We start from the raw sequence: 25,908 nt of genomic DNA, 5'->3' as shown, positions 1-25,908 counted from the left end.
TCCGATCACCTTGAACATGCGGAAAGCCGCCGGACAACACCCGGCCGCACGATGCCCGAAGTCGTTCAGCCCCCACCACGTCGCGCCAGCGCATCCGCGCTAACATGCGCGTTTTCCACCGCAGGATCCGCATCACATGAACGCGCGCAGCCCCCTTACCGTCGCCCTGGTCCAGGAGCGCAACCACGGCGATGCCGCTGCCAACCTGGCAGTGATCGAAGCACGCGTGGCCGAGGCCGCCGCGCAGGGTGCGAAGCTGGTGCTGCTGCAGGAGCTGCATAACGGCCCGTACTTCTGCCAGCACGAATCGGTGGACGAGTTCGACCTGGCCGAGCCGATCCCCGGCCCGAGCACCGAACGCCTAGGCGCGCTGGCGAAGAAGCATGGCGTGGTGATCGTCGGTTCGCTGTTCGAACGCCGCGCCGCCGGCCTGTACCACAACACCGCGGTGGTCTTCGAGAAGGACGGCACCCTGCTGGGCAAGTACCGCAAGATGCACATCCCCGACGACCCGGGCTTCTACGAGAAGTTCTACTTCACCCCGGGCGACCTCGGCTTCAAGCCGATCGACACCTCGGTCGGTCGCCTCGGCGTGCTGGTGTGCTGGGACCAGTGGTATCCGGAAGCCGCGCGCCTGATGGCGCTGGCCGGCGCCGACCTGCTGCTCTACCCCACCGCCATCGGCTGGGACCCGGACGACGTGCAGGACGAGAAGAACCGCCAGCGCGATGCGTGGGTGCTGAGCCATCGCGGCCACGCCGTGGCCAATGGCCTGCCGGTGCTGAGCTGCAACCGCGTCGGCCACGAGCGCTCGCCACTGGGCGCCTCGGGCATCGACTTCTGGGGCAACAGCCACATCCTCGGCCCGCAGGGCGAGTTCCTGGCCGAAGCCGGCACCGAACCGACCCTGCTGGTCTGCGACGTCGACCTGCAGCGCAGCGAACACGTCCGCCGCATCTGGCCGTTCCTGCGCGACCGCCGCATCGATGCCTACGGCGACCTGCTCAAGCGCTACATCGACTGACCCAAGGGTGCCCGTGAGCCTGCAGCTGCGTCCGGCCACCCCGGCCGACATCCCCGCCATCACCGCCATCTACGCGGTGGAGGTGGAAGAACTGGTCAACACCTACGAATACGAGGTGCCGGACGAAGTGGAGATGGCACGGCGCATGGCCGACATCACCGCGCGCGGCTTCCCCTACCTGGTCGCCACCATCGACGACCAGGTCGCCGGCTATGCCTATGCCAACAGCTACCGTGCCCGCATTGCCTACCAGTGGACGGTGGAAAACTCGGTCTACGTCGATGGTCGCTTCCAGGGCAAGGGCGTGGGCAGCGCGCTGATGCAGGCGTTGATCGATGCCTGCACCGCGCGCGGCTACCGGCAGATGGTGGCGGTGATCGGTGAACCCAGCAACACCGCCTCGATCAAGCTGCACGAACGTTTCGGCTTCCACCTGGTCGGTATCTTCCGCGGGCTCGGCCGCAAGCATGGCCGCTGGCTGGACACGGTGCAGATGCAACGCGCCCTCGGCGACGGCACCGACAGCGCCCCCTCCAATGAATGACGCAATGAACGACTCCTCGCAACACGCCGGCACTGAACTGCTTGCCGGCCAGCCGGTCCGCATCGTCGAACGCGACGGCGTGCGCTACACCCTGCTCGGCACGGCCCACGTCTCGCTGGCCAGCGTACAGGCAGTGGAAGAAGCCATCGGCAGCGGCCAGTTCGATGCGGTCGCGGTCGAACTGGATCCGCAACGCCTGGTCGCACTGACCAACCCGAATGCAATGGCGCAGCTGGACCTGGTCGAAGTCATCCGCAAGGGCCGCGTGGCCCTGTTCGCGGCCAACCTCGCCCTGGCCGCCTACCAGCGCCGCCTCGCCGACCAGCTGGGCATCGAACCGGGCGCCGAGCTCAAGCGTGCGGTGACACTGGCCAGGGAAAACGACCTGCCGGTGCACCTGATCGACCGCGACGTCGGGCTGACCTTCCGCCGTGTTTCGCAGCGGCTGGGCTTCTTTGGCAAGATCAAGCTGATCGCCGGCCTGGGGGCCGGGTTGTTCTCGTCCGAGGACGTCGGCGAGGACGAGATCGAGAAGCTCAAGCAGGGCGACATGCTCGAGTCGAGCTTCGGCGAGTTCGCCAAGGAAAGCCCGGCGCTGTACGAAACCATCATCGGCGAGCGCGACCGCTACATGGCCACCCGCCTGCGCCAGGAGCACGACAGCGCGCAGCGCAACGTGCTCGCCGTGGTGGGCGCCGGCCATCTGGCCGGCCTGGCCCGCTATCTGGAAACCGACAACGAGCCGCCGGCGCAGGTGCGCGAGCAGCTCGAATCGGTTCCCAGGAAGCGCAACGTCCCGTGGATCACGCTGACCATCCTGGCCGTGGTGCTGGCCGGCATCGGCATCGGTTTCTGGAAGGGCGGCATGAACATGGGCGCGCAGATGCTGGCGATCTGGGCGCTGTACACCGGCGGCCTGGCCGGCCTGGGCGCCCTGCTCGCCGGCAGTCACCCGCTGAGCATCCTCACCGCCATCGCGGTGGCCCCCTTCAAGCCGTTCCGCCTGAGCATCCCGACCGGTGCATTCGCCGCACTGGTGGAAACCCGGCTGCGCAAGCCGACCTACCAGGACTTCCTGCAACTGCGCGACGACGCGCAGACCCTGAAGGGCTGGTACCGCAACCGCGTCACCCGCATCACGTTGACCTTCATGCTGACCAACCTCGGCAGCATGCTGGGGCTGTGGCTGACGGGTTTCAGCGTTTATGGAAAGTTGGCTGGCTGAGCGGCCCCCTTCTCCCACGCGCGCGAAGGCTGTGCAGGGCAGCGGATGAAGGTGCTTTGGCCTTTCGGCATGGATTACTCAAAGCCTGCCCTCACCCCAACCCCTCTCCCGCATGCGGGAGAGGGGCTTTGAGCGGCCTAGCCTGCCATCCAACTCCACGCCAAGCCAGCAGGCGCTTCCTTCTCCCGCATGCGGGAGAAGGTGGTGCGGAGCGCCGGATGAGGGAGCTTTGGCCTTTCGGTTGGATTATCCAGACCCTGCCCTCACCCCAACCCCTCTCCCGCATGCGGGAGAGGGGCACTGAGCAGCTTCAAGCGACCGCAGCATTCACTTCGTCGCAATGAAAAGGCCCGCATCGCTGCGGGCCTTTTCAATTTCAACTTCGGGCGGGATCAACTCTCCAGCGCCACCTCGCGCTCGGCCGGCAGACCGCGCGCGCGACGTACTGAACGTGCGGTGCCCCGGCGCAGGTCGTCCAGCAGTGCGTAGATGGTCGGCAGGAACAGCAGGCTGACCACCGTCGAGAACGCCAGCCCGCCAGCAATCGCGCGGGCCATCGGGTAGTACGGCGGCATGCCGTCGGCGGTCTGCGTGTTCAGGGCAATCGGGATCATCGCCAGGATCGCGGTACCCATCGTCATCATGATCGGGCGCAGGCGCTCGCGACTGCCTTCCACCAACGCATCGGTGCGCGCCATGCCACGCCGTCGCAGGTTATTGATGTGCTCGATCATGACGATGCCATTGTTCACCACCACGCCCATCAGCACCAGGATGCCGATCACCGCCATGATGTTCATCTCGGTGCCGGTCAGCCAGAACAGCCAGTACACACCGAAGATGGAGAACAGCACGCAGGACATGATCGCGGCCGGGAACAGCAACGATTCGAACACCGCCGCCATGATCACCATCATCAACACCAACGCGATCACGATGGCGCGCAGCATCTGGTCCATGCCATCGAAGTTGATGTTGAAGCCGGCGCCATTGAACGTGTAGCCGTAACCCGGCGGGAACTCCATGTCGCCCAGCGTGGCCTCCACCGACTTGCGCGCGTCCTCCATCGACACGTCCTTGGCCAAGCCGGCCTCGATTCGCAGCATGGTCTGCCGGTTCAGGCGCTGAATCGCATTGGCGGCCGGGTTGACGTTGACGTCGACCATTGCCAGCAACGGGATCTCCTTGCCGGACGCGCTGCGCACCATGAACGAAGACAAGTCCTCGATGCTGTAGTGGTCCGAGCCGGCGAAGCGCACGTTGACCGGGATCTCCACATCGTCACGGTGGAAATCCCGCAGCGACGAGCCGCGCAACGCCATGCCGACGAACTGCGCCACCTGCTGTGCGCTGAAGCCGTAGGCCGCCGCGCGCTCGCGGTTCACCTGCACCGCCAGCTCGGAGTTGGCATCACCGATGTCCACGCGCACGTCGCGTAGCTTCGGGTTGCGTGACAGGATCGGCATGATGTCGTCGGCCAGCTCGCGCAGCGTCTGGCTGGAATCACCCACCAGGCTGAAGCGCACGCCCTGCCCTTCGCTGCCCATGCCACCGGGCCAGCCGATGCCGATCTTGGCCCGCGCCGACTGCGGCAGGCCCTTGCGGACCTCCTCCTCGATCTTCTTGCTGATCTCGCGGTCGTCGATGTTCAGGTACAGGCGCGTCTGCGCCCAGCCCTGCTCGGAATAGCGGCTGTACACCCGCTTGACGTGGAATTCCTCGCGGTTGGCGTTGACGAAGTCCTCCACCCGCTGCACTTCCTTGCCCATCTCCTCCTTCGAGTAGGAGCCCTTCCACTGGTAGAAGATATTGATCTCGTCCGGGTCGTTGTCGTCACCGCCACCGGCCGTGTTCATCATCGGGAACACGCTGATCGCCGAGATCAGCACGATGCCGGCCACGCTCCAGCCACGGTGCTCCAGCGTCCAGCGCAGCACGCGTGCATAGCGGGTCTGCAGCCTGCTGATCAACGGTGACTTCACCGCCGGCGGCGTCTTCATGCGTGCCGACAGCATCGGGATCAGGCTCACCGCCACCAGCCACGATGCAAGCAGCGAGAAGGAGATGGTCACCGCCAGCTGCGACAGGTAGATGGTGATGATGTTCTTCTCGCCGAACATCATCGGCAGGAACACCACGCAATGGCACAGCGTACCGGCCGACAGCGCGATGGCGACGTGCCGGGTACCGATGATCGAGGCCAGCTCCGGCTGGTTGGGAAACTTCTCCCGCTCCTGGTAGATGCTCTCCACCACCACCACGGCATTGTCGACCAGCATGCCGACCGCCAGCAGCAGGCCCATCATCGAGATGATGTTCAGGCTGATGCCGGTGAAGTACATGAAGCCCAGCGTCATGATGAAGCAGATCGGGATCGCCATCGACACCATCAGCGTCGACGGCCAATGCCGCAGGAACGCGTACAGCACGATCACCGACAGCAGCAGGCCGATCGCACCGGCCTCCGCCAGCGCGAGCAACGAACTGGTCACCGCCTTGCCCGAGTCGTAGGCCACCTCGACGTCGACCCCGCGCATCGCCGGGTCCTGCTCGAGCACCTTGATCTCCTGGCCCACCGCACGCGACAGGTCCACCAGGTTGGCCGAACGCTCCTTGTAGATGTCCACGCCGACGCTGGGCTTGCCTTCCATCTGCCGCACGTAGCTCATGCGCTGCGGCTGCAGGCTGACATCGGCGACATCGGACAAGCGCGTGCCACGGTTGTTGACCGGCAGGTTGCGCAGGGCCTGCAGCTCCAGCAGCTCGCCGCGGGGCTGCACGCGCAGGCGCCGTCCATCCTCGGTGATCTGCCCTGCGGACACCGAGAAATTGGCCGCCTGCAGCTTCTCGACCAGTTCATTCAGGGCGATGCCATGCGCGCTGATGCGGTCCTTGTCCAGCGCCACCAGCACTTCCTGCTTGGCCACGCCTTCCACTTCCACGCGCGCCACGCCCGGCAGGCGCTCCAGGTGCTGCTTGATGCTGCGCTCGATCATGTCCGCGCGCGCGGTCAGGTCCTCGTTGCTGTTCAAGCGCAGGCTGATCGCCTCCTGGTCGCTGGTGCTCCAGCGCTGCACGTAGTAGCGGCGGAAGTCATCCGGCAGCTGGTCGCGCACCGCGTCGATGCGCTCGCGCGCTTCGGACGCGGCCATGGCGATGTCGCGGCTCCAGTCGCTGAACTCGACCTGGATCTGGCCGCCTTCGGCATTGGCACGCGAGTTCATCGTCTTGATGCCCGGCATCGTGGCAATGGCCTCTTCCACCGGGCGCAGCAGGTTGCGCTCGACTTCCTCCGGCGTCGAGCCTGGATAGGGCAGCGAGACGAAGAAGAACGGGATGGTGGCTTCCGGTTCGGACTCCAGCGGCAGCCGGAACGAGGCGATCAGGCCGATCACCACCATCGACACGAACAGCATGATGGTGGTGACGGGACGGCGGATGGACAGCTCGGTGATGTTCATCCGGTTCAGTCCCTGGCGCCGCCGATGGCATCGTCTTCGTGCGCGATCACCTGCTCGGCCTGCGCGGCGGCCAAGCGTGCACGACGGCCACGCTCGGCATAGAACTCATCCGGCTTGCGGTCCAGCAGGTCGTACACCACCGGGATCACCACCAGCGTCAGCAGCGTGGAGACCAGCAGGCCGCCGATCACGGTGATCGCCATCGGCGAGCGCACCTCGGCGCCCTGGCCGAAGGCCAGCGCCAGCGGCAGGAAGCCGAACACCGCGCACAAGGTGGTCATCATGATCGGGCGCAGGCGCGAGCGCGCACCCTCCACCAATGCCTGGCGCTTGGCCACGCCGTCCTCGCGCAACTGGTTGACCTTGTCGATCAGGATAATCGCGTTCTTCACCACCAGGCCCACCAGCAGGATCAGGCCGATGAACACCACCACCGATACCGGCGAACGCGACAGCAGCAATGCCGCCACCGCACCGACCAGCGCCAACGGGATGGTGAACAGGATGACGAACGGGTGCAGCAGCGATTCGAACTGCGATGCCATCACCAGGTAGACCAGGAAGATCGCCAGCCCGAAGGCGAACAGCAGCGAGCGGATCGATTCGCCCAGTTCCTCGCCCTGGCCACCGATGCGCATGCCGACATCGGTGCCCAGCGGATTCTTGGCGACCATGCTCTGCACTTCGGTGATGGCCTTGCCCAGGTCGATGTCACGCAGGTTGGCCGAGACGATCGCCACGCGACGCTGGTCGGCGCGGTGGATCTCGCTCGGGCCGGTGGTGGCGATGACGTCGGCCACCGAGATCAGCTCCACCGGCTTGTTGCCGCTGGGGTTGACGATCAGCCGGCGGATGTCATCCACCGAGGCACGCTCGGATTCCTGCACGCGCACCAGCACGTCGATCTTGCGGTCACGGAAGCTGTAGCGGGTGGCGACGTTGCCGCGCACCTTGTTGACCACCGCATCGGCGATCTGGCGCGTGGTCAGGCCCAGCGCGGCGGCGCGGTCCTGGTCGAACACGATCTGGATCTCCGGGAAGCCCTGCTCCACCGTCGACTTCACGTCGGCGTAGTGCGGGCTCTGCCGCAACATCGCGGCCAAGCGGTTGCCGGCCACGCGGATCGATTCGAGGTTGTTGCCTTCGATCTCGATCTCCAGCGGCGCGGCCAATGCGAACAATTCCGGCCGCGCGAAGTCCACCTGCGCTTCCGGCCACTGCTTCATGGTCTGGCGCAGGCTTTCGATCAGCGCCGGCTCACGCCGGGTGTCGCTCATTACCACCGAGAGCTTGCCGATGTTCTCGCCGCTTTCGGTCGGGCTGGCGTCCAGGCGGGTACCGGTACCGGACACGCCGTACAGCAGGCGCACGCCTTCTTCGCCGGCATGCTGGCGCTGCACTTCGCGCACCAGCGCATCGGTCCTGGCCAACGGCGTACCCGGCGGCAGCTTGGCGGTCATGTCGAAGCGGTCCTGCGCCAGCTGCGGGATGAGGTCCACGCCCAGCAGCGGCAGCGCGGCCATGGTCAGCGCGAATGCCAGCGCGGCCCCACCGAGCACCGGCCAGGGGCGCTTCAGCGCCGCCGGCAGGATCCGCAGGTAACCGGCCTCGGCGCGGCCGTACGGCGCCATCGCCAGGTCACTGGCCTTGCGCATCACCGGACCCACCACCGCGGCGATGCCGCGGAAGATCCGCACCACCAGCCACGCCAGCGAGAAGAAGCCGTAGCGGAACAGCGCACCCACGCCACGCCCGGCGTAGGCCGCCGGTTTCTTCCAGCGGCTTTCCGGACGCCACGGCTCACGCACCGCCTCGGACGGGAACTCCAGCGGCGGGCGCCCCTTGAGCGCGCTCAGCATCGGGATCAGCGTCATCGACACCACCAGCGACACCGCGATGGCGATCGACACGGTCAGCGCCTGGTCGCGGAACAACTGGCCGGCGATGCCTTCCACGAACACCAGCGGCAGGAACACCGCGATCGTGGTGAGCGTGGAGGCGACCACCGCCATGAACACTTCGCGCGTGCCCTTGATCGCCGCTTCCAGGATGCCCATGCCACGCTCGCGCGCCTTGGCGATGGATTCCAGCACCACGATCGAGTCGTCCACCACCAGGCCGGTGGCCAGTGCCAGGCCGCCCAGCGACATCACGTTCAGGCTCAGGCCCAGCTGGCCCATGAAGAAGAACGTGGCGATGATCGAGATCGGCAGCGACAGCGAGATGACGAAGGTGCTCCAGCCGTCGCGCAGGAACAGGAAGATGATCAGGATCGACAGGATGCCACCGATGACCGCATCGATCTTCACGTCCTTGATGGCGTGGCGGATGAAGACCGACTGGTCCTCCACCATCGTCATCTCGATGTCCTTGGGCAGCTCCTTGCGGATCGTCTCCAGGCGTTTCTCGAGCGCGTCGGCCGTGGACACCGTATTGGCGTCGCCTTCCTTGTAGATGGCCAGCTCCACTGCCTCGTGGCCGGCGCTGCGGATGACTGCCTCGCGCTCCTTGTACCCCTGCCGCACGTCGGCGACGTCCTTCAGGCGCACGCTCGGCGCACCGTTGCTGGTGTCGCTGCGCAGCGCGGCGATCACGTTCGGATCGCTGCTGCCCAGGATCGCCGTCATCAGCTGCGGGTTGGTGCCGGTCGAGCTGCTGGACGAGGCACCCGCCGTGGTGGTCAGCAGCATCTCGCGCATCTGCTCGACCGTGGCGAACTGGTTGACCGTACGCACCAGGTAACGCTGCGAACCTTCCTCCAGGCGTCCGCCGGACAGGTTCACGTTCTCCTGCTGCAGGCGCTGGATCACGTTGTCCAGCGACAGGCCCAACTGGGCCAGCTTGCGCTGGTCGATGTCGACCTGGATCTCATCCTCCAGGCCACCGCCCACCTTCACCGCCGCCACGCCGGAGACCGGTTCGAGCTTGCGCTTGAGGTCCTCGTCGGCATAACGGCGCAGTTCCATCAGGCGACGGATCGCATCGGCCTCGTTGCCGGCGTCCTGCCGGGAGGACAGTGCAAGGCGCATGATCGGCTGGGTCGACGGGTTGAAGCGCAGCAGCACCGGGGCCTTGGCCTCCAGTGGCAGCTGCAGCGTCTCCATCTTGTCGCGGACGTCCAGGCCCGCCTGCTGCATGTCCGTGCCCCAGGCGAACTCGAGCACCACATCGCTCTGCCCGGTACGCGAGATCGACTTCAGCTTGCGCAGGCCCTTGACGATGCCCAACGCTTCTTCGGCCGGCTGCGAGATCAGTGTTTCCACTTCCGCCGGTGCCGCGCCCTCATAGTCGGTGCGCACCGTCAGCGTCGGGTAACTCAGGTCCGGCAGCAGCTCGACCTTCAGGCTGGACAGCGAGATCAGGCCGAACAACACCAGGGTAAGCGTCATCATCGCGATGGTGACGCGGCGGCGCGTGGCGAACTCGATCAGGTCGAAGCCACCGCCGGACGCCGATGGTCCGTGCGCACTCATTGCTTGGTCGCCCCCGCGGCCGGTGCCTGGGCGGCCGCGGCCACCTTCTTCTCCTGCCCGATGACCTGCACGGCACTGCCTTCGCGCAGCGCCGCCTTGCCGGCGATCACCACCTCATCGCCGCTCTTCAGGCCTTCGCGCACTTCGATCCAGCCGGCATCGTCGTAGCCCAGCTTCAGCGTGGCGCGTTGTGCCTTGCCGTCGCGCACGACGTACACGGCCGGCTCACCGCCATCCTCCAACAGCGCGCTGCGCGGCACCACCAACGCGTCGGCACGCTGGTCGTAGTTGATGCTCAGGCGACCGAACATGCCCGGCTGCAGGTCCCCTTCGCCGGAGAACGAGGCGACCACGCGGAAGGTGCCGGTGCCGTTGTCCACCACTGGCGCAACGCGGTCCACCGTGCCGGTGAACGGCTTGCCCGGCAGCGCGTCCACCGCCAGCCCGACCGCCTGGCCCGGCTTGAGCTTGGCGATCTCGCGCTCGGGCACATTCAAGGTCGCCTCCAACCGGGAGCTGTCGACGATGCGGATGATCGGCGAGTTGATCTGCACGAAGTTGCCCGGCTTGATGTCACGCGAAGCCACCACGCCGGCAATGGGTGCCACCACCGTGGTGTAGGACAGCTCCAGCGTCGCCATGCGGTACTGGGCACGTGCGTTCTCAAGGTCGTAGCGCAGCTGGTCCACGTCGGCGGCGCTGACCAGCTGCTGCTGCACCAGCTTTTCGGCGCGGTGGTAGCTGTTCTCCAGCTTGCGCATCTGTGCCTCGCTCTGCGCCACGCTCAGGCGCGCGCGGTCCGGATCCAGCCGCACCAGCGCCTGGCCGGCACTGACCTGCTGTCCTTCCTCGACCAGCACTGCCAGTGCAACGCCCGACGTCTTGGCCACCACCTGTGATTCGGCCCGGGCCTCGAGCGCGGCGGTACCGGCATAGCTGGCGGCAATCGCGCGATGGACAGCCTTGGCCACCTCGACCGGAACCGCGTCGGACGCCTTCTGCTCCTCCGGAGCCTTGGCCTTGGCCTCTTCGCCGCCTGCCTTGCATCCGCCCAGCAGCAGCGAGGTGGTAATGAGAAGTGCAGCGGCGCAGCTTCCGGTGCGGCCGTGCTGAGAGAAGAATCGCGACATCGTCAGGTCCCTGGGGATGCATTGGCGGGGTGTTGTAGCAAAGTATTGCACCACCCCACAGGGACACCATGCCCCAAAGGTCATGCCCGTCCCCTTCCTGCCCACAAATACTGACGCGCCGCAGCATCGGACCGGGTACCGGACCGGTAAATACGCGGGCTATACTCGGCCCGTTCCGTGTCCCCCACGGCGGAACAACAGACCCGCTTACCGGACAAGGAAACCATGCGCCCGCAGCCGCTCGCCGCTTGTTTCGTTCTGGCTTTCGCCCTGACCACCGGGGCCGCCCTCGCAGAACCGCCGTCTGATCCACCCGCCGCACCGCCCCCTGCGCCCGCAGCCGCCGCGCCTGCAGCTCCCGTGGGGAACCCCGAAGCCGGACGCACCCTGGCCTATACCTGCCAGGGCTGCCACGGCATCACCGGCTACAAGAATGCCTATCCCAGCTACCGCGTGCCCAAGATCGGCGGCCAGTCGGCGCAGTACCTTTCCCAGGCGCTGACCGAATACCGCGAAGGCAAGCGCAAGCACCCGACCATGCAGGCCCAGTCGATGAGTTTCAGCGCGCAGGAAATCGCTGACCTCGCCACTTACCTGTCCACCGTCAAATAGGCATCGCCCATGTCGAAAGCAACGCACGCAACGCGCTTGTCCATCGTCCTGCTCGCTGCCCTGGCGCTGGCAGCGTGTACACAATCGGAAGTGGAATCGGCCAGCACCTCCGCCGGCGATCCCGGCCATGCCAGCGGCGAACACGGTTCGAGCTCCTCCGCCGGCCTGCCACAGGGCCGCATCGCCATCGGCGAACAGTTGGCCAACGCCAAGGGCAAGGCCACCGGCCAGAGCTGCATCGATTGCCACGGCGCGGACGGCAACGCCCCGATCGACCCCACCTACCCGCGCCTGGGGGGCCAGTACGGCGATTACCTCGCCCATGCGCTGCAGGCCTATCGACGCGGCGACCGCGACCACATGCTGATGACCCCGCAGGCCGCCAGCCTCAGCGACCAGGACATCGCCGACCTTGCCGCCTACTTCGGCTCGCGTCCCACCCAGTTGCGTGATCTGCACGGCGTGAACTGAGCCGGCCCGGCAACCGAACCACTCTGACAGACGCAAAAATGCCGCCCAGGGGCGGCTTTTTTGCGTGCTGGCGTGTTTGATCCCGCCTGCTTGAGCCTCTCTCCCGCCAACATGCGAGGGACTGGTGAGCGGTTGGGTTTACGCCTCAAGCCGCACCAGCCGCAGGCAACCACCTCAGCGGCTGCCGTTGTCTTCCTGCAGTTCCTTCTTGAACGGGATGTCCGGTGGCGGCCGCGCTTCGGCCGGCTGCTCCTGCATGTTTGGGTTGGTCAGGCCACAGCCACCGCCGAACTGCAGCATCGACACCACGCAGGAAATCTTGCTGCTGCTGCCGGGAATCGGAATCTCGATGCTCTTGATGCCCTTGCGCACCCATTCGGCCAGCAGCGACTCGTTGGGCACCCAATACTTGTCGAACGAGGTCGGAGTGAACTCATAGGGCGGCCGCTTGAGCCAGGTACCGGACTCGGCGATACGCTCACGCGTCCAGCTGTCCGAATCACCGCCCGGTGCGCCCCGCTTCGGCTCCTGGCCCTTCTCGCCGTCCCCGGCCAGGCGCACGCTGCCGTCGGCGTTGAACAAGCCGCGGCCCTGGTCCGACTGTCCGCCGGCGCTGCCTTCCACCTGCCGTCGGGAAGCCCCCCAATCATCCCCGCGCGTGGCCGCGGCCCAACCGCCGGAGCGGTCCTGCGCGGCGGGACCGGCACCGGCACTGCTGCCGGAGCGCGACGATGCCGCGTTCGCCGCCGGGTTGCCGGCGGAGGGCGCGCTGGAGGCGGTCGCTGCCGTCGTCGCACCCGTGGCAGCCGTCGACGTCGCCTGCGCAGCCCCCTCGGCACTGCGGGCCGCCGGTGCCTCCGCAGCACCCGGTATCTGCCGCTCGCGCACGGCCATGCCCGGTGACTTCACCTGCACCTCGGGCGCATTCGAGCGCACCTGCGCCATCGATACCGCTTGGCGGGGCGCCGCCTCTACCTGTCGCTCGCGTACCGCGATCTCGCGCGAGCGCACCTGTACCTCGGCGCCGCGCGCCTGCACGGCCGCCATCTGCACCTGCTGCCGTGGCGCGACCTCCACCTGGCGCTCACGCACCTGCATGTCGGGTGCGCGCACCTGTGCCTGGACTTCCGTCGGCTGGCGCACCTGCGAGGTCACCAGCGGTCGCTCGGTCACCGTTTCCACCGTCCGTTCGCGCACGCGCACTTCCGGCGTGGTCACGCTGGGCTGGCTCACCGCCGGCACCTGCACCGTGGGCGGGGTCAGCACGAAATCCGTGGTTGGTTGCGCGGTCTCGGTGACCTGCAGCGGTTGCGCGACGGGAGGCGCAGGCGTGCGGGTGGGGCTCTCCTCCGCCGGCGCAGGCGATGGCTCGGAAGCCACATCGGCCGCCGCGTCGACTGGCACGTCCTGCCCGCGTTGCGGCTGCGCGGCAGCTGCCATGGACGCGGCATCGCCCGACGCCGCCGGTGCAGCCGGTGCACCCGGTTCCCCCTGTGCCTGTGGCGCACCGCCGCCTTCCGTGTCGGGAGTGCCGCGCCCGATGTATTCGACCTGCACGCGCTCGCCTTCCTCGGCGCTCGCATCCGGCGCATTGCTGCGGATCATGGCCACCCACAACAGCAACACCGCGAACAACAGGTGCAGGCCCGCGCTGAAGAAGCCGGAGAACCAGCGCAGCCTGCGCTGGTCGCGCGGCGGCGGATCGTCGCCACCGTGCCACAACATCAGCGCGATGGCCTGCCACAACGGCATCAATGCCGGCACCGTGCCACGCGCGGGCGCAGCGCGCGCGCCCATCAGCGCGCGCACCTCTTGGTCATTGAATTGGCTGCCACCACGCGATGCACGCGTGCGCAGCCAGTTACTCCAGCTGTACGGCATGCCGGTGCGGCGATCATGCAGAATGCTGGCCTGCCGGCGGCTGGCCAGCAGGTCGATCAACTCGGCAACTGACGTCACCGGCATGCGGCGCTCAACTCAGCCCGCGCTGCCGCGCGGAATGTAAGGCGCCTGGCCACTGCCGTGGTCGGTCGCATCGCGCACGGCGGTCACGCCCGGCACACGGCCCATCAAGGTCTTCTCGATCCCCTGCTTCAAGGTCACGTCGGCCATGCCGCAGCCATGGCAGCCACCGCCGAAACGCAGCAGCACCACGCCATCGGCGGAGACTTCCTGCACCGCCACGCGGCCACCGTGCGAGGCCAGCTGCGGGTTGATCTCGTTCTCGACCACCCAATGCACGCACTCCACCATCGACGCAGCGTCGCCGGGTGCCTCTCCCTTGATCTTGGGTGCCTTGATGGTCAGCTGCTGGGTACCGGCGGACTGGGTGACGAAGTCGATCTCCGCCCCGTCCAGCCATGCCACGCTGGTGGCGGCCACGTACAAGGTGAAACCATCGCAATCCACCGCCCACTCGTCACCGAGCAGTTCGGTCGGCTCGGCGAACTCCAGGCGCGCATCGGCACGCGGCGTTCCCGGCTCGACCGCGCTCAGGCGCACGCCCATGCCGGGCACGGCCTCGCGTTCGATCAACTTGCGGAAATAGCTTTGGGCGGTATCTGAGATCTGGATCATCCGGGTATTCTAGCCGTGTCTTGGTTGACGCTGATGGGACACTGATTCCAGGCGCGATACCGTTCATCAGTCCCTTGCCTTGAAGGAGGCTCCCATGGCCCCAGATCTGATCCCGCTCGTCCAGGCACATTGCATTCCCCGCCGCGGCCACGAAAACCGACTGGGCCAGGCGCGCCTGGCGGAGCTGCTGCCACAGGTCCCCGGCTGGGAACTGGCGGAGAACGGCCAGGCCCTGCTGCGCACCTTCCGCTTCGACAACTACCACGCCACGATGGCATTCGTGAACGCGCTGGCCTGGATCGCCCACCAGGAAGACCACCACCCCGACCTGGGCGTGCATTACGACCGCGCGGTGGTGCGCTTCTCCACCCACGATGTCGGCGGCCTGAGTGAGAACGACTTCATCTGTGCCGCCAAGGCATCCGCACTTACGGAGCAATGACATGAACCTGCGTCTGCTGTTGGGCGCGCTGGCCACCGCCACCGCCCTCGCCGCCTGCAACGGCTCCGACCAACCGGCCGCACCGGCCGTCGCCCCCACCGAAGTAGCCGCCGTGCAGACCCCGCCACCGGACTACCCGGCCGAGCTGGCCTGCGCCGGCGTGGGCGGCAAGAGCGTGCTGCGCGTCGTCGTCGGCCCGCAGGGCACGCCGACCGATGTCACCCTGGTCACCACCAGCGGCAACAGCCAGCTGGATGACTCGGCCATCGCCCGCGTGCGTGAATGGAAGTTCAAGGCCGCCACCCGCAATGGCCAGGCCGTGCCGACCACCATCCAGGTCCCGGTCAGCTTCAACCCGCCCCAGCCCAAGCCGGACGAGTGCTTCGCGATCGAGGAGCGTGCGCGTCGCGGCGGCTGATTGCCCCTGCCCGGCGCCTCCTCCATGCACGCCGTTTCCCTCGACAATCTCTGGGTCGCATTCGGGCTGACCTTCGCTGCCGGCCTGGCCACGGCCATCGGCAGCCTGTTGGTGCTGTTCTCCAAGCGGCCCAACCCGCGACTGCTGGCGTTCGGGCTGGCCTTCGCCGGCGGCGCGATGGTGTACGTGTCGCTGTCGGAGATCCTCAACAAGTCGGTGGCCTCCTTCGCGCTGGCCTATGGCGAGCGCCTGGGCTTCACCTACGGCACGCTCTGGTTCCTGGCCGGCGTGATCCTGGTGGTGCTGATCGACCACTTCGTCCCCAACCCCCATGAAACGCTGGACAAGCAGGACCCCGCGTTCAAGGAAAAGAACCGCAGCAGCATCCGCCGGGTAGGCCTGCTCAGCGCGGTGGCGATCACCGCCCACAACTTCCCTGAAGGCCTGGCCACGTTCTTTGCCACGCTGGAAAGCCCATCCGTCGGGTTGCCGCTGGCCTTCGCCATCGCCATCCACAACATTCCCGAGGGCATTGCCATCGCGGTACCGGTGTACTTCGCCACGGGCCGCAAGTCCTACGCCTTCGGCGCCAGCCTGTTGTCCGGGCTGGCCGAACCGGTGGGTGCGGCGATCGGCTTCTTCGCCCTGGCCGGCTCCCTGTCCAACGCCACCTTCGGCGCGGTGTTCGGGCTGATCGCCGGCATCATGGTGTTCCTGGCACTGGACGAGCTGCTACCGGCCGCCAAGCGCTATGCCAAGGGGCACGAAACCGTCTACGGACTGGTGATCGGCATGGCCACCATCGCCATCAGCCTGGTGCTGTTCAAGTGGTGAGATGAAGAAGGGGGCGATGCCCGCCCCCTTCCCTGCGCCTCACAGCCGGTCCAACGCTTCGGCCAGCTCCGGCGCCAGCGGCGCATTCAATACATAAGGTGTCTTGCCAGCGTCCAGCGCGAACTCCAGCGAAGCGGCATGCAGGAACAGGCGTTTCAGCCCGATCTGCTCACGAAGCCGCTTGTTAACCGCCGGATCGCCGTACTTGTCATCCCCGGCGACCGGGTGACCAATGTGCTGGGCATGCACGCGGATCTGGTGGGTACGCCCGGTTTCGATCCGCACCTCGCAGTACGAATGCCCGCCCCGCCGTTCCAGCACCCGGAAGTGGCTCAACGACGGCTTGCCGCCCTGGTTGACCTGGACATGGCGCTCCCCACCCTGGCGCAGCCCCACCAGCAAGGGGGCATCCACGCTCATCACGCCATCGGGCATGCGCCCGACCAGCAGGGTCAGGTAGCGCTTCTGGATGCCGCCATGGTCCTCGCGCAGCATCGCCTGCAGCTCGCTCAGGGCCGAACGCTTCTTGGCCAGGATCAGCAGGCCGGAGGTGTCCCGGTCCAGCCGGTGGACCAGTTCCAGGTTCAGGTTCGGGCGCAGCGCACGCATGGTCTCGATGGCGCCATGGCTGATGCCACTGCCGCCGTGGCTGGCCACCCCCGAGGGCTTGTTGATCACCAGCAGCTTGGCATCCTCGAAGACGATGGCCAGCTCCATGCGCTGCAGGAAGCTGGCCGGCGGCGGCGCCTTGTCTCCGACTTCACTGAGATTGACGGGTGGCACCCGCACCTCTTCGCCGGCCTCCAGCTTGCGGTCGGCCTTGGCGCGACCACCGTTGACCCGTACCTGGCCGCTGCGGACCAGCTTGTAGACCAGGCTGCGCGGGGCACCCCTGAGCTGGCCGAGCAGGAAGTTGTCCAGGCGTTGGCCTGCCCGGTCCTCGGGGACCTTGATCATGCGCACGCTGGTCTTGCCCGCGGGCGGTGCTTGGCGGTGTTCGGAGTCAGTCATCTGCCTATTTATTCTGCTACACTCGGGGGGCGATATAAGGGTTTGATTTCGTTGGAAGTTGGTCAGGGCCAGAAGCCCCGCTCCCTACGAATCCGGCACAGTGCGCGGCCACCGCCCCCGGGGCGGCCATGTTAGCGGCTCGTCGGCGTTCCCGGCCATCGCCGGGTGTCAAAAGCACCTGAGCTGGACGAAACAAATGTCCCGTGCGACGCCCCGGCCATGGCCGGATGCGGCCGCCGGCCCTGAAACACCTAAAACAAAAATGAGAAGCGCTCCCGCGGCCTGCCGTGGTGTCGTAGCGCTGGAAGCCCAAGCCGCCCTGTCCGCGCCTGCGCGAATGGGCGGCGACCCGTGACCAGAGGCGAAACCCCATGGCGTTCCGCGCGGTAGCAGCGCGCGAGGAACGCACAATGAAGCGAATGCTGATCAACGCCACGCAGGCAGAAGAACTGCGCGTGGCCATCGTCGACGGGCAGAACCTGTACGACATCGACATCGAGCAACCGTCGAAGGAACAGAAGAAGTCCAACATCTACAAGGGCCGCATCACCCGCCTGGAGCCCTCGCTCGAGGCCGCCTTTGTCGAGTACGGCGGGGACCGCCACGGCTTCCTGCCGCTGAAGGAAATCTCCCGCGACTATTTCCAGGCTGGCGTCGACCCGCACAAGGCCGGCCTGAAGGAACTGCTGCGCGAAGGCCAGGAAGTGGTCGTGCAGGTGGACAAGGAAGAGCGTGGCAACAAGGGCGCTGCCCTGACCACGTTCATTTCCCTGGCCGGCCGCTACATGGTGCTGATGCCGAACTCGCCCTCCGCCGGCGGCGTCTCGCGTCGCATCGAGGGTGAAGACCGCGCTGCCCTGAAGGAAGCGCTGGACAAGCTCAACATCCCCGACGACATGGGCGTGATCATCCGCACCGCTGGCGTCGGCCGCGATGCCGAGGAGCTGCAGTGGGACCTGGACTACCTGCTGCAGGTCTGGCGCTCGATCGCCGAAGCCGCGCTGACCAAGCCGGCCCCGTTCCTGATCTACCAGGAGTCGCGCCTGATCGTGCGCGCCCTGCGCGACTACCTGCGCTCGGACATCGGCGAGATCCTGGTCGACACCGAAGAGCTGTACGAGACCGCGCGCGAGTTCATGCAGCAGGTGATGCCGCAGACCCTGCGCAAGCTCAAGCATTACAAGGACGACATCCCGCTGTTCAACCGCTTCCAGATCGAATCGCAGATCGAGGCGATCTACGAGCGCAACGTGCGCCTGCCCTCGGGCGGCTCGATCGTGGTTGACCAGACCGAAGCCCTGACCGCCATCGACGTGAACTCGGCCCGTGCCACCAAGGGCACCGACATCGAGGACACCGCGTTCCAGACCAACCTGGAGGCCGCCGAAGAGGTCGCCCGCCAGCTGCGCCTGCGCGACCTGGGTGGCCTGGTGGTGATCGACTTCATCGACATGTCCTCGAACAAGCACCAACGCGAGGTCGAGAACCGCCTGCAGAACGCCCTGAAGTACGACCGCGCCCGCGTCCAGCTGGGCCGCATCTCGCGCTTCGGCCTCATGGAAATGAGCCGCCAGCGCCTGCGTCCGAGCCTGGGCGAGTCCAGCCAGATCGTCTGCCCGCGTTGCGATGGCCAGGGCCGCATGCGCAGCGTCGAGTCGCTGTCGCTGTCGATCATCCGCGTGGCCGAAGAACACGCCATGAAGGAAAACACCGGGCAGGTGCTGGTCCAGGCCCCGGTCGAGATCGCCAACTTCCTGCTCAACGAGAAGCGCGGCGCGCTGCGTGAGATCGAGCGTCGCCACGACGCGCCGATCATCATCGTCGCCGATGAGCAGCTGCACACCCCGCACTACGAAGTCACCCGCCTGCGCGAGAACGAGCTGGGCGAAGAATCAGGCAAGCCCAGCTACCAGCGTGGCACCCCGCGCAAGCTGCCGGTGCATGCCCTGACCAAGGCCCAGCTGAACATCCCGCCGGCACCGGCGGTGACCCACGTCAAGCACAGCCAGCCGGCACCGGTCCGCGAAGTGGTCGAGGCCGCACCGACGCCGGCACCGGTCGCTCCCGCAGCAGCCCCGGCCGCGGGCGGCGTGATGGGCTGGCTCAAGCGCATCTTCGGTGGCGAAGGCACGGCAGCCACCGCGCAGCCGGCCCAGCCGCAGCGCCAGCACGAAGGCGGTCGCAACAACCGCAATGATCGCAACCAGCGCCGCGACAACCGCAACGGCAACAACGCCCAGAAGGCCGGCAACGGCAACCGCCGCGAGGACCAGCGTCGTGACGAACGCCGCGAGGACCGTCGTGAAGAGCGCCGCCAGAACGGCAACGCGCCGCAGCAGCAGGCCCAGAACCAGAACAACGGCCAGCAGCAGCCCAAGCAGCGCAACGAACAGCAGCAACAGCAGCCCAAGCAGCCCCGCAACGAGCAGCAGCCCAAGCAGCCGAAGCAGCCCAAGCAAGCCAAGCCGCAGGACGCCGACAAGGCCGTCCAGCAGCAGCCCGCTGCCGAGAAGCCGGCACGCCAGCCGCAGGCCGAAGCACCCCGCGCTGCTGCCGTGACTGCCGCCGCCGTGGTTGCCACTGACACCGTCTCGACGGACGTGGCGCCCAAGGAAAAGGTGTTTGCCGCTGAAGTCGCCAAGCCGGTCGCCGTCAGCGACGCCCCACCGGTCGTGGACAGCACGGTTGCCAGCGACGATGCCAACCCGGCCGCCGCTGCCGGTGACGAAGCCGCCGGTGAAGCCGGCAGCCGCCGTCGCCGCGGCCGTCGTGGCGGCCGTCGTCGTCGTCGTGGCAACGCCGAAGGCGCCGCCGCCGGCGAGGTGCTGGGCAATGAATCCGACGAGGACAGCATCGATGAAATCGACGATGGCGAGGTGGCGGACGTTGCCCCCCATAAGTCAGCGGCCGCCCAGCCGGAGTTCGAGTTCGATGACGAGCCGGGTGAAGCCGCTGCCGTGAAGTCTGCTCAGGCTGCAGCTCCGGCCAAGGACACCGTTTCCGCACCGGCACCGAAGGCAGAAGCCGCATCCGCAACCGTGGTCACCGAGCCGGTGGCGGTCACCCGCCCGGTGGCTGAGCAGGCCACCCCGGCCGCACCGGCGACGGTGACGCCAGTCGTCGAACCGGCCCCGGTCGTGATCGAGCCCGCGAAGCCGGAAGCCGAGGCAGCACCGGTCCTCGCCGAGGTCCCGGCTACGGCAGCTCCCAAGGCAGGGGCGGAGGCGCCGGTGACGGTTGACGCACCGGCCGTCGAAACGCCCGTCGTGGAAGCAGCGCCGCTCGCCGCCGAAGCCGCTCCCAAGGTGGAAGCCGCTGCAGCACCGGTGGTTGACGCGCCCGCGCCAGTAGCCCCCGCCGCTGTCGAAGCACCGACAAGCAGCGCGGTCGCACCGGAAAACGGCCAGCTGTTCGAAGCAGCACCGGCCACGGTCGAAGTCACCGACGCCCCGGAAACCCGGAAGCCGGAAGCCGTTGCCCACGTCGAACCGGTCAAGGTCGAGGAAAGCGACAAGGTGGAAGCCGAGTCCGACCAGCCGCGCAACGGCTGATCCCCTCGTCTCATCGCTGTAGCCAAAAGGGCGGCCACTGGCCGCCCTTTTTCATGCATGCAGGCTACCCGCCTCACCGCCGCAGCCTGCAACACCCACCACCGTTCGTGCATGCCTCCTGCATCACCGGCCCTGCCCTTCCATCCGCGGGCAAAAAGAAAGGGCGGCCTCGCGACCACCCTGCCTTCCATGCGATTTGAATTGGCTCAGAGCGCGCGGGCCGGATCACCCACGCCGTACTGCGTGGCCAACCGCGCCAGGGCGATGTTGTCCTGTACCCCCATCTTCTGGAACAGCCGCGCCTTGTGCGTATTGACCGTCTTGGCACTGAGGCTCAAGCGCCGCGCGATCTCTTCCTGGCGATGACCCTGGATCAGCAGCAACGCCACCTCCAGCTCACGCGGGGACAGGGAATCAAATGGCGACAACTCACCCTCCAGGTTCGACAGCGCCAGGTTCTGGGCAATGCTGTTGGCCAGGTAACGCTTGCCGGTGGCAACGTCATGCACCGCGCGGATCAGCTCGCGCGAATCGCCGGCCTTGCCCACGTACCCCGACGCACCGGCCTCCAGCAACCGCTTCGGCATCGGCCCATCCTCCAGCACCGACACGATGATCACCCGCGTGCCATGGTCGCCCTTGACGATGCGCTCGGTGATCTCCAGCCCGCTCAACCCGGGAAGGTGCAGGTCGCACAGCACCACGTCGGGGCGCAGCCGACGGATCTGCGGCAACGCGGCCTCGCCGCTGTCCGCTTCACCGACGACCTCGATGTCGGCCTGGCCGGAGAGGATCATCCGGATGCCCGTGCGCACAAGCGCATGGTCATCGATGAGAAAAACGCTGATGGTCATACCGCAGTCCTCGTACCGAGGTGATAGTTGAAGCCAGAGCCATTGCCCGCCGGGGGCACACGAGGCGACGGTCCCCACCGCCACCCAAGACCAAGGCCTTGCGTATTATCGACCAGAACCCGTCAGAACACTCTGCAACCGGGTCAGCGCTTCGCTGACCGGATCACGCGGCGCATGACCTGCATCCCGTGCCGTCACGACGCTGAAACACTGCAACGACGCCGTTGGAGCTACTATCGCGTGATGCGCGGAGCTGATCCATCAGCCCTTTTCCCCCGCGCATTTAAGATTTTTCTTAGTAAAAATCGCTGACAATCTGACAGCAAATCATGGTGCCGGAAGCGACCAGCGGCGCCGGAACATCACCGTGTGGACGCCGATCACCCAGACCAGCGCGGCACACCAGCCCCCCAGGATATCGGAGGGATAGTGCACGCCTAGGTACACCCGTGACAGGCTGACCAGCCCCGCGAAGGTGATGGCGGCCAGCAGCACCGGCCAACGCCAGCGGGTGTGCCAGGTCAGCAGCACCGCCGCGACGGCCAGGGTCATCGAGCCCATGGCGTGCCCGCTGGGAAAGCTGAACGTGCTCTCCGGGGCGATCGATTCCCACAGGCTCGGGCGTTCGCGCTGGAACAGCTGCTTGCTGCCCAGGTTCAGCAGCGCCGACCCCACGAACGCGGTGGCCGCGAATGCTGCCTTGCGCCAGCGCCGGCGCAGCAGCAGCACCGCCACGATCAGCACATCCAGCGGGATGACGCCCCATTCGTAGCCCAGCTTGGACAGCACCACGAAGAACGTGTTGAGCCCGGGCGTGGCCAGCCCATGCAGGTGCAACAGCAGCGCATCGTCGAAATGGAAGGCTTCGGCCTCATGAATGTCGTCGGCGAGGGTGACGAACCCCGCCAACGGCAACAGCACGCCGACGAACAACAGCACCAGCCGCCACGCATTGTGGGCCAGCCAGCGCCGCACACCGGCGGCTTCGCTCCGGGACTCAGCCGAAGCTTCGCGCATACCGGGTCTCGACGTAGTCGTCGATCAGCGCGACGAATTCCTGGGCGATGTTCTCACCACGCAGTGTCACCTTCTTCTCGCCATCGACGAACACCGGCGCGGCCGGCGTCTCGCCGGTACCCGGCAACGAGATGCCGATGTTGGCGTGGCGTGACTCACCCGGCCCGTTGACGATGCACCCCATCACCGCCAGGGTCATGTTCTCCGCCCCGGGGTGGCTGACCCGCCACACCGGCATCTTCTCGCGCACATGGTTCTGCACCACCTTGGCCAGCTCCTGGAAGAACTCGGAGGTGGTGCGACCACAGCCCGGGCAGGCGGTGACCATCGGCGTGAACGCACGTTGGCCGGTGGTCTGCAGTAGTTCCTGGGCGACGATGACTTCCTGCGTGCGCGCCTGGCCCGGTTCCGGGGTCAGCGAGATGCGGATGGTATCGCCGATGCCTTCCTGCAGCAGCACCGCCAGCGCCGCCGACGAGGCAACGATGCCCTTGCTGCCGATGCCCGCCTCGGTCAGGCCCAGGTGCAGGGCGAAATCGGAGCGATTGGCCAGGTCGCGGTAGACCGCGATCAGTTCCTGCACGCCACTGACCTTGGCCGAGAGCACGATGCGATCGCGCGGCAGGCCCAGCTCCACGGCGGTCTGCGCCGAATCCAGCGCCGAGCGGATCAACGCCTCGCGCAGCACGCGGCCGGCATCCCAGGGCTGCTCGCGCTGGCTGTTCTCGTCCATCAGCTTCGCGGCAAGTGCCTGGTCCAGCGACCCCCAGTTGGCGCCGATGCGCACCGGCTTGTCGTACCTGATCGCGAACTCGATCAGCTGCGCGAACTGGGTGTCCTTCTTCTTGCCGAAGCCGACGTTGCCCGGGTTGATGCGGTACTTGGCCAGCGCCTCGGCACAGGCCGGTTCATTGGTCAGCAGCTGGTGGCCGTTGTAATGGAAGTCGCCGATCAGCGGCACTTCGATGCCCATCATCCGCAGCTTCTCGACGATGCGCGGGATGGCGGCGGCCGATTCGGGGTTGTTGACGGTCAGCCGCACCATCTCCGAGCCGGCGCGCCACAGGTCGGCGACCTGCTTGACGCTGGCCGCCACGTCGGCGGTATCGGTGTTGGTCATCGACTGGACGACCACGGGATTGCCACCGCCCACCTTCACACCGCCGATGGTCACGGCCTGGGTGATGCGGCGGGGCCACGCGGTGGCGTCGGTGGGCGGGGTTGGGCGAGTGACGGCGTCGTACATAGGCGGCATTTTAGCGCGCCGGCCGCCTCGCGGGCATGAACCCTCCATTGCACGACAACCGGCCCGACAGCATACGATGGCGCCCATGGAATCCCAGGACACCTCCTTCCTCCGCACCCTGTGCAGCCTGCGCTGGCTGGCCTGCGCGGGCCAGGCCGCCACCATCCTCGTCGCCACCTGGCTGCTGGGCCTGGAACTGCCGCAACAGCAGCTGTGGGCGGGCGTGTTCGTACTGGCCCTGTTCAACCTGTACGTCCAGCTGCGCGTGCACGACTCCAACCCGGCCCCGGTCACCGCCTTCGGCCATATCCTGGTCGACGTGACGGTGCTGACTTGGATGGTGGGCTGGAGCGGCGGCATCGCCAACCCGTTCGGTTCGCTGTTCCTGATCCTGATCGCGCTGGCCGCGCTGGCCCTGCCCCTGCGCTGGACCCACGCGGTGGCCGCCGCCTGCGTCGGCGGCTATGCGCTGAGCGCGGTGTTCGGCCTGCCGCTGCAGGGTGGCTACTTCAACTCGATGGACCTGCACCTGTGGGGGGCGGCGGCCAACTTCCTGCTCTCCAGCGTGGTGGTGCTGGTGTTCTCCACCCGGCTGGCCGCCGCGCTGCGCGAGCGCGAGAACCAGCTCGCGTTGCTGCGCGAGCGCTTCGTCCGCAACGAGGGCATCGTCGCGCTGGCCACGCATGCGGCCTCGGTCGCGCATGAATTGAACACGCCGCTGGCGACGATGACACTGCTGGTCGATGACATCGCCGAACAGGGAAACGACAACCTGGAAATGCGCGAGGACCTGGAGACCCTGCGCGGCCTGCTGGTGCAATGCCGCGAGCGCGTCCTGGCGCTGGCCGCCCCGGCCGAAGGCGCGCGCAGCCGCGCCGACGTCTCCATCGGCCATGTCCTCGAACAATGGCGGCTGGTGCGCCCGACCATCCAGCTGCGCCGCAATGCCAATGCCCCGCTCGAGCTGAAGCTGGACCCGGGCGTGGGCCACCTGCTGCAGGTGCTGCTCAACAATGCCGCCGATGCCGGCGAGCGCAGTGGACGGGCGCAGGTGGACCTGGACATCCGCGTGCGTGACGGCCAGCTCTACGGTGAAGTGCGCGATTACGGTCCCGGTTTCAATGCCAACGATGCGGCGTTGCCGGGCACACTGTTCAACAGCGGAAAAACCGATGGCATGGGCGTGGGATTGGCCCTGTCCCATGCCACCATGGAGCGCCTGCATGGCGAGTTGTGGATGCGTCCGGCCGAAGGCCAGGGAGCACGCGTCGGCTTCCGCCTGCCGTTGAACACCACCGAGGTAAATGCATGACTGCTCCCGCTTCCCACGGCCTGCTGGTCGATGATGACCCGCTGTACCTGCGTACCCTGCAACGCACGCTGGCGCGGCGCGACATCCAGACCGTGACCGCCACCGACACCGTCAGCGCGCTGCAGCTGGCCACCCAGACGCCACCGGCATTCGCCCTGATCGACCTGAAGCTGGGCACCGAATCCGGCTTGAACCTGATCCAGCCGCTGCGCGAACTGCGCCAGGACATGCGCATCCTGCTGGTGACCGGCTATGCCTCGATCGCCACCGCGGTGGAAGCGATCAAGCTCGGTGCCGATGACTACCTGCCCAAACCGGCGACCGTGCAGATGATCCTGCGTGCGCTGGGCGAGGACGACGAGGGCGGCGAAGAGCCGGACGACGTCGAGCCGCCGGACTCGATGACCCCGATCAGCCGCCTGCAGTGGGAACACATCCAGCAGGCCCTGCATGAAACCGGCGGCAACGTCTCGGCCGCCGCACGCCTGCTCGGCATGCACCGCCGCTCGCTGCAGCGCAAACTGACCAAGCGCCCAAGCCCGGAACGCGACCCGAACCGATAGGCCCGGCAGCAGCGACTTCAGCCGCGGAGCAAGCGTCGCTGGCGAGCCCCCAAAGCCCTCTCCCCAGCCCTCCCCTTCGCTGCGCGAAAGGGAGGGGGCGCAAACAAAAACGCCGTGCATCGCTGCACGGCGTTTTTGCATCA

The 25,908-nt window shown here is 67.1% G+C and carries 20 protein-coding genes; 11 read left to right on the top strand and 9 right to left on the bottom strand.

The genetic code is table 11. The annotated features are described in order from the left end of the window. Positions 1–136 precede the first annotated feature (136 nt). The 3 genes from ATCM_RS03265 to ATCM_RS03255 are packed head-to-tail and all read left to right on the top strand — an operon-like array spanning position 137 to position 2,793. Positions 137–1,024 carry a carbon-nitrogen hydrolase gene (locus ATCM_RS03265; protein WP_132862822.1) on the top strand — a complete coding sequence of 296 codons (888 nt, stop codon included), beginning with the start codon at positions 137–139 and terminating at the stop codon, positions 1,022–1,024. Positions 1,025–1,037: 13 nt separating this feature from the next. Beyond that, the gene (locus tag ATCM_RS03260; RefSeq protein ID WP_132862821.1) at positions 1,038–1,568 is read left to right on the top strand and encodes a GNAT family N-acetyltransferase; all 531 of its coding nucleotides are present in this window, start codon (positions 1,038–1,040) and stop codon (positions 1,566–1,568) included. Further along, the gene (locus ATCM_RS03255; protein WP_132862820.1) at positions 1,561–2,793 is read left to right on the top strand and encodes a TraB/GumN family protein; all 1,233 of its coding nucleotides are present in this window, start codon (positions 1,561–1,563) and stop codon (positions 2,791–2,793) included. The genes ATCM_RS03260 and ATCM_RS03255 overlap by 8 nt, the downstream gene beginning before the upstream one ends. Before the next feature lie 392 nt (positions 2,794–3,185). Here ATCM_RS03255 and ATCM_RS03250 read toward each other — a convergent pair whose 3' ends face one another. The 3 genes from ATCM_RS03250 to ATCM_RS03240 are packed head-to-tail and all read right to left on the bottom strand — an operon-like array spanning position 3,186 to position 10,857. Next, positions 3,186–6,254: an efflux RND transporter permease subunit gene (locus ATCM_RS03250; protein ID WP_132862819.1), complete on the bottom strand. Its 3,069-nt coding sequence runs from the start codon at positions 6,252–6,254 to the stop codon at positions 3,186–3,188. A 5-nt stretch (positions 6,255–6,259) separates the two neighbouring features. After that, positions 6,260–9,727 (bottom strand): efflux RND transporter permease subunit, encoded by a 3,468-nt coding sequence (locus ATCM_RS03245; RefSeq protein ID WP_132862818.1) that lies wholly within the window; start codon positions 9,725–9,727, stop codon positions 6,260–6,262. Beyond that, complete coding sequence (locus tag ATCM_RS03240; protein WP_132862817.1) at positions 9,724–10,857, bottom strand: efflux RND transporter periplasmic adaptor subunit; 1,134 nt, start codon at positions 10,855–10,857, stop codon at positions 9,724–9,726. The genes ATCM_RS03245 and ATCM_RS03240 overlap by 4 nt, the downstream gene beginning before the upstream one ends. Positions 10,858–11,082: 225 nt before the next feature. Here ATCM_RS03240 and ATCM_RS03235 point away from each other — a divergent pair, with 225 nt between their 5' ends. Both ATCM_RS03235 and ATCM_RS03230 read left to right on the top strand, forming a co-directional pair. After that, on the top strand, positions 11,083–11,469 hold the full coding sequence (locus ATCM_RS03235) for a c-type cytochrome (protein ID WP_132862816.1): 387 nt from the start codon (positions 11,083–11,085) through the stop codon (positions 11,467–11,469). 9 nt (positions 11,470–11,478) lie between these two features. Continuing rightward, entirely contained in the window at positions 11,479–11,940 is a 462-nt protein-coding gene (locus ATCM_RS03230) for a cytochrome c (protein WP_132862815.1), read from the top strand. A 174-nt stretch (positions 11,941–12,114) separates the two neighbouring features. On the opposite strand, the gene ATCM_RS03225 is transcribed toward ATCM_RS03230, so the two are convergent. Further along, positions 12,115–13,905 (bottom strand): hypothetical protein, encoded by a 1,791-nt coding sequence (locus tag ATCM_RS03225; protein ID WP_132862814.1) that lies wholly within the window; start codon positions 13,903–13,905, stop codon positions 12,115–12,117. A 12-nt stretch (positions 13,906–13,917) separates the two neighbouring features. Then, a complete protein-coding gene (locus ATCM_RS03220) occupies positions 13,918–14,517 on the bottom strand; it encodes an NfuA family Fe-S biogenesis protein (RefSeq protein ID WP_132862813.1) in 600 nt (199 codons plus the stop codon). Between the two features lie 94 nt (positions 14,518–14,611). Here ATCM_RS03220 and ATCM_RS03215 point away from each other — a divergent pair, with 94 nt between their 5' ends. From ATCM_RS03215 to zupT, 3 genes are read left to right on the top strand one after another with little or no spacing between them, the layout of a single operon-like run. Then, positions 14,612–14,959, top strand: a complete 348-nt coding sequence (locus ATCM_RS03215) for a 4a-hydroxytetrahydrobiopterin dehydratase (protein ID WP_132862812.1) — start codon at positions 14,612–14,614, stop codon at positions 14,957–14,959. 1 nt (position 14,960) lies between these two features. Continuing rightward, positions 14,961–15,377, top strand: coding sequence for an energy transducer TonB (locus tag ATCM_RS03210; RefSeq protein ID WP_132862811.1), 417 nt, complete (start codon positions 14,961–14,963; stop codon positions 15,375–15,377). Positions 15,378–15,401: 24 nt separating this feature from the next. After that, positions 15,402–16,211 carry a zinc transporter ZupT gene (zupT, locus tag ATCM_RS03205; protein ID WP_132862810.1) on the top strand — a complete coding sequence of 270 codons (810 nt, stop codon included), beginning with the start codon at positions 15,402–15,404 and terminating at the stop codon, positions 16,209–16,211. A 39-nt stretch (positions 16,212–16,250) separates the two neighbouring features. Here the strand turns inward: zupT and ATCM_RS03200 are convergent, their stop codons facing one another. Then, positions 16,251–17,222: an RluA family pseudouridine synthase gene (locus tag ATCM_RS03200; RefSeq protein WP_132862809.1), complete on the bottom strand. Its 972-nt coding sequence runs from the start codon at positions 17,220–17,222 to the stop codon at positions 16,251–16,253. A 410-nt stretch (positions 17,223–17,632) separates the two neighbouring features. Here ATCM_RS03200 and rne point away from each other — a divergent pair, with 410 nt between their 5' ends. Then, positions 17,633–20,773, top strand: coding sequence for a ribonuclease E (gene rne / locus ATCM_RS03195; protein WP_132862808.1), 3,141 nt, complete (start codon positions 17,633–17,635; stop codon positions 20,771–20,773). A gap of 206 nt (positions 20,774–20,979) precedes the next feature. Here rne and ATCM_RS03190 read toward each other — a convergent pair whose 3' ends face one another. From ATCM_RS03190 to ispG, 3 genes are all read right to left on the bottom strand, one after another. Beyond that, positions 20,980–21,627 (bottom strand): response regulator, encoded by a 648-nt coding sequence (locus ATCM_RS03190; protein ID WP_132862807.1) that lies wholly within the window; start codon positions 21,625–21,627, stop codon positions 20,980–20,982. A 327-nt stretch (positions 21,628–21,954) separates the two neighbouring features. Next, a complete protein-coding gene (locus ATCM_RS03185) occupies positions 21,955–22,644 on the bottom strand; it encodes a phosphatase PAP2 family protein (RefSeq protein WP_132862806.1) in 690 nt (229 codons plus the stop codon). After that, positions 22,625–23,890, bottom strand: coding sequence for a flavodoxin-dependent (E)-4-hydroxy-3-methylbut-2-enyl-diphosphate synthase (gene ispG, locus ATCM_RS03180; RefSeq protein ID WP_132862805.1), 1,266 nt, complete (start codon positions 23,888–23,890; stop codon positions 22,625–22,627). The genes ATCM_RS03185 and ispG overlap by 20 nt, the downstream gene beginning before the upstream one ends. 85 nt (positions 23,891–23,975) lie before the next feature. Here ispG and ATCM_RS03175 point away from each other — a divergent pair, with 85 nt between their 5' ends. After that, positions 23,976–25,202, top strand: coding sequence for an ATP-binding protein (locus ATCM_RS03175; RefSeq protein WP_132862804.1), 1,227 nt, complete (start codon positions 23,976–23,978; stop codon positions 25,200–25,202). After that, positions 25,199–25,765, top strand: a complete 567-nt coding sequence (locus ATCM_RS03170) for a response regulator transcription factor (protein ID WP_132862803.1) — start codon at positions 25,199–25,201, stop codon at positions 25,763–25,765. The genes ATCM_RS03175 and ATCM_RS03170 overlap by 4 nt, the downstream gene beginning before the upstream one ends. The last annotated feature ends 143 nt before the right edge of the window (positions 25,766–25,908 follow it).

Origin of the sequence: Stenotrophomonas sp. ATCM1_4, assembly GCF_004348115.1 — a bacterium.
GTDB lineage: Bacteria > Pseudomonadota > Gammaproteobacteria > Xanthomonadales > Xanthomonadaceae > Stenotrophomonas > Stenotrophomonas capsici.
The sequence above is the reverse complement of the archived record's forward strand: the minus strand, read 5'-3'. Positions and strand labels throughout refer to the sequence as shown.